This is a genomic window from Croceivirga thetidis (assembly GCF_012272815.1).
Lineage (GTDB): Bacteria > Bacteroidota > Bacteroidia > Flavobacteriales > Flavobacteriaceae > Croceivirga > Croceivirga thetidis.
In genome coordinates, this window is record NZ_JAAWWL010000002.1 from 389,602 (window position 1) to 402,336 (window position 12,735).

The 12,735-nt window shown below is 38.4% G+C and carries 15 protein-coding genes; 6 read left to right on the forward strand and 9 right to left on the reverse strand.

Annotation, left to right across the window (positions count from 1 at the left end):
• Positions 1 to 38: 38 nt before the first annotated feature.
• The 6 genes from HCU67_RS09420 to HCU67_RS09445 form a co-directional block, all read right to left on the reverse strand.
• Positions 39 to 734: an SGNH/GDSL hydrolase family protein gene (locus HCU67_RS09420; RefSeq protein WP_168552378.1), complete on the reverse strand. Its 696-nt coding sequence runs from the start codon at positions 732 to 734 to the stop codon at positions 39 to 41.
• A gap of 28 nt (positions 735 to 762) precedes the next feature.
• Positions 763 to 1,038, reverse strand: a complete 276-nt coding sequence (locus HCU67_RS09425) for a hypothetical protein (RefSeq protein WP_168552379.1) — start codon at positions 1,036 to 1,038, stop codon at positions 763 to 765.
• 15 nt (positions 1,039 to 1,053) lie between these two features.
• On the reverse strand, positions 1,054 to 1,314 hold the full coding sequence (locus tag HCU67_RS09430) for a hypothetical protein (RefSeq protein ID WP_168552380.1): 261 nt from the start codon (positions 1,312 to 1,314) through the stop codon (positions 1,054 to 1,056).
• An 80-nt stretch (positions 1,315 to 1,394) separates the two neighbouring features.
• On the reverse strand, positions 1,395 to 2,024 hold the full coding sequence (locus HCU67_RS09435; protein ID WP_168552381.1) for a chloramphenicol acetyltransferase: 630 nt from the start codon (positions 2,022 to 2,024) through the stop codon (positions 1,395 to 1,397).
• The gene (locus HCU67_RS09440; protein ID WP_246865751.1) at positions 2,024 to 2,629 is read right to left on the reverse strand and encodes a hypothetical protein; all 606 of its coding nucleotides are present in this window, start codon (positions 2,627 to 2,629) and stop codon (positions 2,024 to 2,026) included. Before HCU67_RS09440 ends, HCU67_RS09435 begins: the two co-directional genes overlap by 1 nt.
• Positions 2,607 to 4,088 (reverse strand): S10 family peptidase, encoded by a 1,482-nt coding sequence (locus HCU67_RS09445; protein ID WP_168552382.1) that lies wholly within the window; start codon positions 4,086 to 4,088, stop codon positions 2,607 to 2,609. The genes HCU67_RS09440 and HCU67_RS09445 overlap by 23 nt, the downstream gene beginning before the upstream one ends.
• Positions 4,089 to 4,186: 98 nt before the next feature.
• Here HCU67_RS09445 and HCU67_RS09450 point away from each other — a divergent pair, with 98 nt between their 5' ends.
• The 3 genes from HCU67_RS09450 to HCU67_RS09460 all read left to right on the forward strand — a co-directional run bounded on the left by HCU67_RS09450 (position 4,187) and on the right by HCU67_RS09460 (position 9,034).
• Positions 4,187 to 5,320: a Gfo/Idh/MocA family protein gene (locus HCU67_RS09450; protein ID WP_168552383.1), complete on the forward strand. Its 1,134-nt coding sequence runs from the start codon at positions 4,187 to 4,189 to the stop codon at positions 5,318 to 5,320.
• Positions 5,321 to 5,503: 183 nt separating this feature from the next.
• Entirely contained in the window at positions 5,504 to 7,123 is a 1,620-nt protein-coding gene (locus tag HCU67_RS09455; protein WP_168552384.1) for a PhoX family protein, read from the forward strand.
• 78 nt (positions 7,124 to 7,201) lie between these two features.
• Positions 7,202 to 9,034: a cytochrome-c peroxidase gene (locus HCU67_RS09460; protein WP_168552385.1), complete on the forward strand. Its 1,833-nt coding sequence runs from the start codon at positions 7,202 to 7,204 to the stop codon at positions 9,032 to 9,034.
• On the opposite strand, the gene HCU67_RS09465 is transcribed toward HCU67_RS09460, so the two are convergent.
• From HCU67_RS09465 to HCU67_RS09475, 3 genes are all read right to left on the reverse strand, one after another.
• A complete protein-coding gene (locus HCU67_RS09465; RefSeq protein WP_168552386.1) occupies positions 9,031 to 9,795 on the reverse strand; it encodes a TIGR02757 family protein in 765 nt (254 codons plus the stop codon). The two genes, HCU67_RS09460 and HCU67_RS09465, sit on opposite strands and share 4 nt — an antisense overlap.
• Complete coding sequence (locus HCU67_RS09470) at positions 9,792 to 10,280, reverse strand: CPBP family intramembrane glutamic endopeptidase (RefSeq protein WP_168552387.1); 489 nt, start codon at positions 10,278 to 10,280, stop codon at positions 9,792 to 9,794. Before HCU67_RS09470 ends, HCU67_RS09465 begins: the two co-directional genes overlap by 4 nt.
• A 68-nt stretch (positions 10,281 to 10,348) precedes the next feature.
• Positions 10,349 to 11,011, reverse strand: coding sequence for an ABC transporter ATP-binding protein (locus HCU67_RS09475; RefSeq protein WP_168553474.1), 663 nt, complete (start codon positions 11,009 to 11,011; stop codon positions 10,349 to 10,351).
• 139 nt (positions 11,012 to 11,150) lie between these two features.
• On the opposite strand from HCU67_RS09475, the gene msrA reads away from it, so the two are divergent.
• Genes msrA through HCU67_RS09490 form a run of 3 tightly spaced genes read left to right on the forward strand, consistent with a single transcriptional unit; the run spans position 11,151 to position 12,671 of the window.
• Complete coding sequence (gene msrA / locus HCU67_RS09480; RefSeq protein ID WP_168552388.1) at positions 11,151 to 11,714, forward strand: peptide-methionine (S)-S-oxide reductase MsrA; 564 nt, start codon at positions 11,151 to 11,153, stop codon at positions 11,712 to 11,714.
• 1 nt (position 11,715) lies between these two features.
• Positions 11,716 to 12,315, forward strand: coding sequence for a GTP cyclohydrolase I FolE (gene folE / locus HCU67_RS09485; RefSeq protein WP_168552389.1), 600 nt, complete (start codon positions 11,716 to 11,718; stop codon positions 12,313 to 12,315).
• A gap of 53 nt (positions 12,316 to 12,368) precedes the next feature.
• Positions 12,369 to 12,671, forward strand: coding sequence for a hypothetical protein (locus tag HCU67_RS09490; RefSeq protein ID WP_168552390.1), 303 nt, complete (start codon positions 12,369 to 12,371; stop codon positions 12,669 to 12,671).
• Positions 12,672 to 12,735: the final 64 nt, after the last annotated feature.

Genomic DNA, 12,735 nt, shown 5'->3' on the forward strand with positions numbered 1-12,735 from the left:
TTGGCCGTTGCTTTGTCAACGGCCTTTTTTAAAATCGTCTAACCTTTGAGGGCTTGGGCAATTGAATTTTCGACCATTTTTTTCATTACATCATATCCTTCTTTTGTCAAATGAACTTCGTCAGTGGTATAGGTCTTTGGTAATCCATTACGTTCATCTGCCATTTCACTAAAATAATCGAGGTATGGAACATCTTCATTCGCGCACATTTCTTTGACCATTAGATTCAGCGCAGGAATTTTAATATTGGGTTCCAATCCTGGTCGCCAAGGATAATCATAAGCAGGTAAAACAGAGCACACAATTGGTATAATACCGTTGGCTTTCGATAATTCCACCATAGAGTGAATGTTATCTCTTATTTGTGCTAAGGTCATTGGTCCTGTATTACCAGCTATGTCATTGGTTCCGGCAAGAATGACCACAATTTTTGGATTTAGGTCAATCACATCTTGACGAAAACGTAATACCATTTGCGGCGTGGTTTGACCACCGATTCCCCGATTTACATATCGGTTTTTTTCAAAGAAATCCGAATCGGCTTGCAGCCAACCTTCTGTTATGCTATTGCCCATGAATACAACCCTGTTTTCCCCTTCTTTAGGCATTTCCAATTCAGTATTCGCCTTTTGATATTTCGATAAATTCGGCCAGTCTTGTGCAGTTACCTTTTGCATAGAAGACAATCCAAAAAGGGCGAAAGCAATAATCATTGTGGTATACTTTAGTTTCATTCCTCCATTTTCCTTAAAAGTATCAATTTTAAAGCTGACTAGAAATGTAGGCGGTAACCAATACGATTATCATAAATACTAGAATACCTGCTATGAAACCCTTGACGCGAAGTTGCCGATTATATTCTTGCATTTGCCTTTTGACCTTTAACACATCAGCTGGTGTCGATTGCTTGAGATTAAGTTTTGTCTTAACCGCGACTCCATAAACATCGTCCTTAGTTTTCTGCTTTCTTCTTTTTAATAGATTTCTATTTTGTTTTAGTGACTTAATAGCATGCATCATGCTTCCCTCTCCTCCCATGTCGTTGTTTTTTGATTAAAAAATAAGTGCGTATGCCAATACGAGGATGATAAGCACTAGTAACGCTACTACAGAAAGTTGTAAAACAAGTAAGGATTCCTGCTTTCTTAAATCTCTTTTTGTATATGTGGCGGCCTCTTTTTTAGTGGACTTCTTAAAATCAAGTGAAGTTTTTCCACCCTTACCATAAACATCGTTTTTTGTCCTAATTGGGCGTTTTTTTAAAAGTGACCGATTGTAAGCTTCTGCTGTTCTTCCGTGAAATCCAAATGCCATAACCTCATATTTTAATAATATGTAGGCATTTTCATTAAAATGTTACATTATATTTAATAAAAATTAATATTATATGAATATTATTTATAATTATCACATAATGATTGCACATTATTAAAATACGAACCCATATGTTGGCCGTCAACTAATGCATGATGCGCTTGAACTGCGAGAGGCATCATCGTTTTTTTATCTTGTCCAAAGAACTTACCCCAACTTATTCTGGGTACACTATCGTGAGGATGGTAATGCATTGCGTGTTGGATGCTTGTAAAACTTATCCAGGGTATTGCTGACATAAATAAATAATCGTCCCGACCGAGCTCATCTTCCATAGATGGTTCTGATTTCATTTGTATTCTGATTGATTCGGCAAGCTTGATAAAATCTTCTCTACTACTTTTAAAATCAACCGTGCAAAAACTAAAAACATCTGTTTCATCTGTTGGAACGGTAAATGAGGGATGAACCAAATCGTGTTCAATAATTTCATTATTTCGAATTCGCCATTTAAACTCCGGTATTTCGTTTGCTGCAGTTGCTAATAAATGAACTAAACTATAGGTTAATGGGAGCTTTTTTTTTCGTTGGATATTCAGGAACCTCGTTATATCAACATTTGCGGTAATATTAAAATGAGGGTGGTTCATTCCATTGAAAAAATCAAAATGCTTTTTTCGATGTGGATTATCAAAAGTGATTTTTTTCATTACTTTTTTGGAGGGGTAATCATAATGTGCGCACGATGGGTACCTGGGTCCATAAGCCATGCATGCCCTGGTGGGGTAGGGGTAGTAGGCAGTCCTGTGGATTCACCTGTTGCAAAAGGAATATAAAATACATAGCGAACATAAGGATTTTCAATCTCCTTGGTTTCTGGATTTACATCGCCCGTAAAAACACATAACGTTGCTTTGTCAGGCATTTTTAATTTGCCGTTTTTTACCTCTGATTCCCTTATCTCAAAAATTTCCTTTCCATCTTTCCCTTCCTTTCGAAGTTGACGTCCTCTAGCCATAAACACATCCAAATCTTTGTGATAAGCCGCTGTTGAGAAATTTTCTTTTTTCGGATCATCAGCTAAGGCGATAAAATCATTCGTTCCTTCGCGTAAAGTGGTAAAATTCCCGTTGGAATCATATCCGTATACTTTTGCACCGTCACGATAATCTTCGGGTACGGCCATTAGGGCGGTCTTAATTTGCCAATCTGTAGAAGGAATTTCTTGTGCTAGTATATTCAAGGAACATAAAAGCGAAAAACATACTGTTAGGCCTATTTGTTTGATCCATTTAATATTTTGCACTTTTTCCATTGGTCATTGTTCTTTTTATGAAATCACGTAAATCGTCGTTCGCTTTTTTCAAATCTTCCCGTCGTAAATACATCATATGCCCAGAACGATAACCCTTAAAGTCCATTCGGTCTTTCATTCTTCCACTGGGGTCAATTTGCCACATTGTGTATTTGGCATTGAAATAGGTTGTAGCCCCATCATAATAACCAGACTGCACTAAAACATTTAAATACGGATTCTGTGCCATTGCCTGTCGTAAGTTGTCTCGGGTGTTATCATTTTCATTATTCCATGGGCGCACGGGGCCGAACATATTATATTTTATATCAGTTTTAAAGTTGAGCTCTTCTTGTAAGTAGTAATTAATTGCTGGTGTGAAACTATGAAGCCAAGAAGTGAGTTCTGAGTTATAATCAGGCCTGGAGCCAAATAGCTGCCGATCAATTCCTTTGTAGCGACTGTCTAGCCGACCTACGGTATAGCCACCTTTTTCCTTCATTAAATTTTTCCAGAAAAAAGCTGTAGGAACATCTAGGTTGTGGTCTAAAATATCTTTTTTGTCCAGTCCGGAATAGCGCGCCACAGTTGCCGCAATATTGTCACGTTCGGTGTCTGAGATAAAACCTCCTTTAGCAATTGCAGGAATCAACTTATTTACCGTAAAATCCTCTGATTCGGGTAACACATCCAATAAATCCTTCCCTTGCAAATCTGAAGGCAAAACGCCATGATGCCAGGCCGCTGCAGTATAATAAGGGAGGTTTAAGGCGCTCGAAACAGGACCACCAACTCGAATAACCTTATAATCTGCTGGAGATACCATGATTACCCCATTTAAGTACATCCACTGTTGGTTTTGCAAGGCCAATGAGAGCCCCATTACCCTAGTGCCCCCATAACTTTCACCAACAATGTATTTTGGTGAACGCCAACGATTATTTCTGGTAACAAAGGTGTTCATCCATTCGGCTAAATATTTAACGTCGGCATTTATACCAAAGAATTTATCGCGATCTACTTCCTTACCAGTCTCGGGAATCGTTCTTGAATATCCTGTATTTGCAGGATTTATATAAACGATATCGGTAACATCTAATATCGAAAAGGGATTTTCTTTAACACCATATGGTTGCACAGGATATCCCTCATCATCAATTTTTAAAACTCTTGGACCTGTGTAGGCCAAATGCATCCATACAGACCCAGAACCAGGACCACCATTAAATGAAAAAAGAATAGGTCTTGAAGCCCGATTTTTTATATTATTTCGGGTGTAATAGGTATAGTGTAAAGAAGCGATTGGTTCTCCCATTTCGTCCCACACGGGTTGTGTGCCAGTTGTGGCAGTATAGCTTATTGCTGTGCCATTTATGGTCACACTGTGTTGGGTGGTTACGGTAGTATCAATTGGAAGTTTTCGTTCTTGTGCATGCAAAACGTATGCAAACACTAGACAAATTAGGAAGGTATTCTTCATTTTTGATGGTTTCTCGATTGTTCTAAAAGTACGGATTTTGCAAAACAATTAACGTTCTTAAATTGTCGCTGTTCGTACTTTTAATGAAACCATCGTTCATGAAAAATTTAATCACTAGACGGAAATTCGGAAAAACGGCTTCTATGGGCTTAGCAGGTGGCGCTATGGTCGCAAACTTACCTTTTGCCTGTGCTATGGGTGAGCAGAAAAAGAAGTTGGGTATTGCCCTGGTTGGTCTAGGGGGATACAGCACCTATCAATTGGCCCCTGCACTTCAAAACACCCAACACTGTTATTTGGCCGCAATAGTTACAGGAACTCCAGCCAAAGAAAAGACCTGGTCTCAGAAGTATGGAATTCCACAAAAGTCGATTTATAATTATCAAAATTTTGATGGTATCAAAGACAATCCGGATGTTGACATAGTCTATGTAGTGTTACCAAATTCAATGCACGCAGAATTTTCAATTCGAGCGGCTAAGGCAGGAAAACATGTTATCTGTGAAAAGCCCATGGCCATGAATGTGGCCGAATGTGATGAAATTATCAATGCGTGTAAAGCGTCTGGAGTAAAACTCGGTATGGGCTATAGACTTCATTCTGAACCGTTCACGCAAGCGGTCAAACGGTTTGTTCGAGAAAAAACATTTGGTGATGTTATTCATGTAAGTTCAGACGCAGCTTATCGTTCAATGGGGAGCCCTGGCCAATGGCGCTTGAACCGTAAACTTTCAGGAGGCGGTGCATTGGTCAATATGGGGGTTTATGCCATTCAAAGCTCAATATATGCTACGGGCGAAAATCCCATTTCTGTATCGGCCCAAGAATTCAGTACAAGGCCTGAGTATTTTAAGGATACCGACGAAACAATAACTGCGCAGTTCGAATTTCCTTCGGGGGCAACTGCGACAATGATGACCTCACATAATATCCGAGCCAATAGGTTGCACGCTAGTTGTGAAAATGGATGGTTTGAATTGGATCCTGCAAGTACATATATACCACTTGCTGGACGAACTTCAAAAGGACCTTTGGACTTTGAACAGGTAAGCCAACAACAACTTCAAATGGATGATTTTGCGAGCCATATTTTATATGAGACCCCCAATCTTGCCCCTGGTGAAATGGGTAAACGCGATATGATAATTGTGGAAGCCATATACAAATCAATTGCTCAAGGTGGCAAAAGACAAGAACTTGAATTTTCGAATAGTTATGGTTTTTCAAAATAGTTCAAATATTTGATTATTAGACTCTTAACTTTTAAGATGGTTTTTGAAAACTTTCTGGGAAAGTTAAAATAACATATTAACCTTTTCTTAAGACTGAAGTGATTTAAAGTAAAAATACAGGTAATGCTGTGGTAATGGTCTCCCAATAATTTTAGACCAACGAAAACCTAAAAACTTTAAATCATGAAATTGAAAAAATTAATTGTTCTAATATTCTCAGCTTCGGTGTTAGGTATGACATACACCAGCTGTGAAGGGGATGTTGGACCTCAAGGTGAGCAAGGTCCTGCTGGAGCTGATGGTGCCGATGGAGCTGATGGTGCCGATGGAGCTGATGGTGCCGATGGTCAAGATTTAACCGTTGAAGAAATGGAACCATTGACAATGTCGGTAGTTCCTAATTCAGTATTCGAACTCAAAGGTGTTTTTGCTGGTTCGGCGCAATTGGAGATGATTATGACGTCTGCAGATATCCTTCCAACAGATTCTACTTTTGTTTATGGCTCCTTTATGGATGGTGCTGCTTTGTATCCATGGAGTGATGGCACATACGCTTTTATTAATAATTTAGAATCCGATTTTTCCATTGCAAGAATTCGTTTGAACGAAGACCTTCAACCTCTGGAAGGGGACTACATCGTGAATGCAACGGCTACTGCTTTCACAGCTCAGTGTTCGGGTTCTTCAATCACTCCTGAGGAACATGGTTTTGGACCTCTTTATCTTTCTGGTGGTGAATGGGGAGGTAATGCGAAAGGGGTGTATCGTGTAAATCCTTTCCGTTCTACTGATGATAGGGTAGAGGCGGACAGATTGCCTGCTCTAGGAGAGTGGTCAACTGAAAACGCGGTAGTAATAGGTAAGGATGCCTATCCTTCACAAACAGTAGTATTTATGGGAGATGATGATAGTAGTAATGATTATCCTGAATCCCACTTCGCAATGTATGTGGGGTCACGAGGAGATTTAAATGGAGGCGGTTTATACATGCTGCGAGGAACCAATCCCGTTGAAACGGCTCCTGGTGCAGGTGGTCAATTGTTTGAGATGGGAATGGCTGAAGATACGGAATACGATGTTGAGTGGGTTGAAGTAACCGAAAGAACACTTGCTGAATTGAATCAAGAAGGTATAGATTCCTTGGCTATTGGTTTCCAAAGAATTGAAGATATCGACTGGAGAAGAGGTTCAGCTGAGGCAAACAGAGAGGTGTATTTTAATGCTACGGGCCGATACCGTTCTGATAACCCTGATTTAGCTAATAGGGGAACAACTTTTGGACGTGTGTACAAATTGACACTGAATGCCGACAATCCCATCGGTCCAGCAAAATTAGAGGTTGTAATGGATGGGGATAAAGTTGGTGGCGCTGCAGATGGCATGCATTCTCCAGATAACATTGTTGTAACAGAAAACTACGCTTATATTCAAGAAGACCCCAATGGCTATCAAGATTTAAATCCTGCGATTCAAGGGTTTGCTAAATTGTGGCAACTTGATTTAAATACAGGTGCCGTTTCAGAAGTAATGGAGTGTAATCAGAATGAGGCATCAACTCTTGGAATAGGGAACACTAGCAGTTACTGGGAAATAACTGGTTTGATTGATGTAACTGACATCATTGGAGCTACTGAACCTACTTTTATTGGAGGTGCTCAAGTACATGGGTGGAACTATGGCAACCAACCAGAATCCGCAGTGCGTGCAGACGGGTTAAAATTCTACGACCCAACTGCAATTGATGAAGGCTCTGCAAGACTTGAAGGTTCCTTTTTGTTCAAGATTACTGGCCTTCCAAGATAGTTATAGTAAAAAACTTTAATCAATAAAGGGTTCCCAATTCTGGGAACCCTTTTGCTTACTTATCGAGAATTCAATACTATGAAATACCATCTTTACATTTTTCAAACGTTTACCCTTATTCTATGCTTCGTAGCCTGTAAAAAAGAAGACAAATTATTGGTATTTGCCACATCTTCCGATAAAATTTCGATGTTTAATGATGCCATACGCGATCACTATTTCAAGACTTTGGATAGCGCTGCCTACTACATCCAAAAAATTGACACCTTAAAATCATTGAAAGAAAACAGAGCCAATTTCTTAAAAAGCAGGGAATGGTATAAGAGGCTGGAGCCGATGCTTATTGCTTATGATAACGAGAATTATCTCTCTATGAATGCTCCGAACTTATTGAAGGTTGAGATTGATGACTATCAGGATATCAAGAAGATTAAACCTAAAAGCTATCAAGTTCTCGAGGAATTATTATATGCTGATGAGGGGTTCGACAATAAAGATTTGGAATACGTAATTCAGTACTTAAAAGTTCGAATTCCCTACATAAGAAAGAATCACATCTTGATTAGGCAAAGAGACCGTCATCACTTAAAAATGTTACGTGACGCCATTGTCAATGTGGCTACTAAGGGGATTACAGGTTTCGACTCTCCAATGTTGGCTAATTCTTTAAACGAAGCCATTTACAACTACGAGACTATTCAGGAAATACTTAGCATTTATGAACCTGCTTTCAAATCTAAAGAGTTATATAATTCTTGGGTAAAAGAAATAAACAGTACTATTTCAGCTTTAAAATTGGGCAATTTCGACACTTTTGATAGATATTCCTTTATAAAGAATCACACCAACAGACAATTGGAACTTATCAATGATACCGCGGATGATTGGAATATAGTTTTGAACGCTTCACGCCCCCTAAACCCTAGGTCAACAAATCTTTTTTCTAAGAATTTTTTCAATATGGCCTTGTTTTCAACGCCAAGAGCTCCTGAAATAACAGAAGAGCGTATTGCTTTGGGCAAAATGCTATTTAACGATGAGTCTTTATCAAGTACTGAAAACATAAGTTGCGCCTCCTGCCATCATAAAGAAAAAGCATTTACCGATGGTCTTAAAAAGGCAAGGGGAATCAACAACAAAGAATTGCTGCGCAACACTCCAACTTTAACCTACTCCGTTTATCAACGTACATTCTTCTACGATGGTCGAGCTGCTAGCTTGGAAGACCAAATTGTGAAAGTTGTCAACGATGACAATGAATTTCATTTAGATTTAAATACCATAGAACAACGAATTAAAGCGAATCCAACCTACGTTAAAAAATTTGACTCCCTTTATGGCGGTAGTATTTCAAATCGGAATGCCCGGCATGCCATAGCCACATATATACGCAGTCTTTCCCCTTTTGATTCAAAGTTCGATAAGAACATGCAAGGCATTGAGAATACTTTGACGACGGAGGAAATTTTAGGATTTAATTTATTTATGGGCAAAGCGGCCTGTGCAACCTGCCATTTCCCTCCAGCTTTTAACGGTACGGTACCTCCAAAGTACATGGAGACAGAGTTTGAAAACCTTGGGGTTCCGGAGAATGCCAGTTTTGAACATCCGGTTTTGGATAAAGACCCTGGACAGTTTTATCCATACAGGGTTGAGGAAAAACGAAGCTTTTTTAAGACATCAACGGTTAGAAATGCGGAATTAACTGCACCCTACATGCATAATGGAGTGTACAATACTTTAGAAGAGGTAGTTAATTTTTATAACGTTGGTGGCGGACAGGGAATGGGCTTGGATGTACCTTATCAAACCTTGCCTCCTGATTCACTTAATTTGGCTGAAAATGAGTCTAAAGCTCTAATAGCATTTATGAGAACCCTAAATGACAAGCAATTTGAAATCAGTAACTAGAACTTTTCAAAAACCCCGAGTCCAAAAAGTGCAAAATCATATTTAACTGGATCTTCTGTATCAAATTTTCTGAGTGAGTTATCCAATTCCAACAGTGCTTTTGCGTCGTTTTGTTTTCGTTTAAGGAGTTTTAGTTTCCGGGCTACGTTGCCAGAATGAACATCAAGAGGGCATGATAGTTGGGCTGGTTTAAGTTTCTCCCAAAGTCCAAAATCAACTCCCTTACCTGGGGGTCGTACCATCCAGCGTAAAAACATATTGATACGTTTTGCCGCTGAACCTGTTTCCGGATTTGAAACATGTTTTCTGGTTCTGGGTAAGTGCTCTAATTCAAAGAAGTAAGATTTTAGGGCTGAAATGGAATTTTGGAGTGAGCGAGGTTCTTGATGTTTTACGAATATGGATTCCAAACCATTGTGGTTGTCATAAATGTTTTGAAGGGCTTTCACAAAGAATATGAGGTCTGTTCCATTAAACGTGCGATGCACAAAATTTTCAAGCACTCTTAAATCTCCCTCGGCATGATTCATTACAAAATCATAAGGAGCGTTGTCAAATAGCGCCATTAAACGAGTCGCATTGGTAATGATACTTTTCCGGTTTCCCCATGCGATGGTCGCCGTCAAAAAAGCACTTAATTCAATGTCTTCTTTCTTGGAAAAGCCATGAGGAATTTGAATTGGGTCGGCCGTTAAAAAGTCAGGATTTTCATAGAATTCTGCTTTCTCATCCAAAAAATCTTTTAATTCCGACTTTGTCAATGCACCGTGGGTTTGAAAATCTCAAGTAGTATAAATGGTCCTAGTAAAACAAGGTTGAACAATGCATGAAATAACATTGAATACAACAAGCCCATTCGTACTCGAATATAACTTAAGAATACTCCGGTGACCAACTGCGGTAAAAATAAAAATGGAGCAAACCAAATGGCATTTTCATAAGATTCAAAATTGAAAAGGTGAACAAACCCGAATAAAAAAGCCAAAATGTAAAAGAAAAAAGGGAAGGTCTTAGAATTTTTAAATAACACCAGTGGACCTCTAAAAATGGTTTCCTCGATTATTGGGGCTAGAATGACTGCCAAGAAAAATATCATCAATGGAGAATATTCTTCGAACATTTTCTCGACTTCATTGTCCCCAACATCTAAGTTCAAAAGTTCTATTAAAGCACCAACGAACATTCCAATACCAAATGCAATGATTACGTTCCATAATAAAAGATTAATAAAAACCTTTTTTTTCATGGAATTGGAATAGTTGTAAGTACTATACTTGGGTTTTAAAAAAAATGCCCAAACTTTTTGTAATAGGTTCATGAAACAATCTTTCCGTCGACCATAGTTAATTTTCTATCGGCCATTTCAGCCAATTCTTTATTGTGGGTGACAATTATGAACGTTTGACCCAATTCATCTCGAAGCTTGAAGAATAAGTCGTGCAAGTTTTCAGCACTTTCGGAGTCTAAGTTTCCCGAAGGTTCATCTGCAAGAATAATAGATGGATTGTTGATTAATGAGCGCGCAACAGCTACACGTTGTTGCTCACCACCAGATAATTCATTTGGTTTGTGGTGATAGCGTTCTGATAGGCCTAAGAAATCCAGAAGCTCTTTAGCCCTTGACTCAACTTCCGACTTAGGTCGTTTCTGAATAAATCCAGGAATACAGACATTCTCCAATGCCGTAAATTCAGGTAGCAATTGGTGAAATTGAAATATAAAACCAATATGTTTATTTCGAAATTTCGCCAATTCCTTGTCCTTTAGATCATGAATATCAACACCATCAATTTCAAGAACGCTTTCTTTGGGGTTTGAGCTATTGTCTAAGGTTCCAATAATCTGTAAAAGTGTAGTTTTCCCAGCACCGGAAGCTCCAACTATTGAAACAATCTCTTTCTTTTTAATTTCTACGTCAACTCCCTTTAAAACTTGGAGTTCACCGTAAGTCTTTTTGATATTTTTGGCCTTGACCATTAAATCCATTTGAATAACGAAATTAACCATTAGATACTTGAGCTGAAAGTCAAGTTTGGTAATTGCATTTTTTACTAATCAAAAGTTAAAGAAGATTTTTTGGTTGTGGTTCAAAAAAAAATACCCAAGTTTTATACTTATGGAAAATAAAATTGATACGAATATTGAAACAGCGATTTTTGCGAATGGTTGTTTTTGGTGTACAGAAGCCGTATTTCAAAGGCTTAACGGCGTTCGAAAAGTAGTTTCAGGTTATACTGGAGGGACAATTAAAAACCCAGCTTATCGTGAAGTTTGTTCAGGTAGAACAGGTCATGCTGAAGGTGTGAAAATTGAATTTGATAATTCAATAATAAGCTACAAAGAGCTATTGGAGGTCTTTTTTGCAACACATAACCCTACAACCTTAAATCGTCAAGGTAATGATGTAGGTACCCAATATAGAAGTGAGATATTCTACACAACGCAAGCTCAAAAAGAGACGGCAGAGGAGTACATCTCTTTATTAGGGAAGGAAAAGGTCTTTTCCAATCCAATCGTAACGGCTATTTCAGAAGAGAAGCCTTTCTATCTTGCTGAACAAGAGCATCACAATTATTATAACTACAATAGTTCACAACCGTATTGCCAGTTTATCATCAATCCAAAAATTAAAAAACTAAATCAGTATTTTTCAGACAAATTAAATACTGCAAAAAGCTAAGATGGGACCCTACAGAAATTTAGAGGAATACAACATTGAACTTACCAACGAGGTTAAGGAGCGTTATAAAACCATAATAAATGAAATAGGGGAGGACGTTACTCGAGATGGTTTATTGAAAACTCCTGAACGCGCTGCCAAGGCTATGCTTTTTCTGACCCAAGGTTATAAGCAAAGTGCCGAGGAGATTCTTAAAAGCGCCATGTTCAAAGAAGATTATGACGATATGGTCATCATCAAAGACATCGAACTCTATTCCCTTTGCGAACATCACATGCTACCATTTTTTGGAAAAGCCCATGTGGCATATATACCCAACGGACACATTGTAGGCTTAAGTAAGATTCCAAGAATTGTTGATGTATTCGCGAGACGTTTGCAAGTTCAGGAGCGATTGACCCATGATATTCTAGAATGCATAAATAATACGTTGAAACCCCAAGGGGTGGCGGTGGTCATTGAAGCTTCGCATATGTGTATGATGATGCGGGGTGTGCAAAAACAAAATTCCGTAACGACGACTTCTGGATTTCGAGGACAGTTTGAGAAAATTGAAACGAGGAACGAATTTTTAAAACTAATCAGTTCGGATTTATCTTAGAATTTTCTGGCATGGCTATTGTTTAATGGCTAAAGAACACTTATTTAATTTCCATGACAAAACAAAAAGACGACAAATACAAGAACCTATTTCTATCCCTACTATTTGATGCTATTGGGATGTTGTCATTTGCAATACCTTTTGTTGGTGAATTTTCAGATGTCATTTGGGCACCTTTGGCAGGATGGTTAATGACAAGGCTTTATAAGGGTAAAGTTGGACAAGCAGCGGGTGTTTTTACGTTTGTTGAAGAGTTAATTCCAGGGATGGATGTCGTACCTTCTTTCACCATTATGTGGATTTATACCTATGTATTTGCAGGTAAAAAAGCAAAGGGCAAAATAATCGATGTGTGATTGTTCAATTTTCAACGAACCATATTCTTTTTAGAACATTTTTTATGATTTAGTAACATCAGAA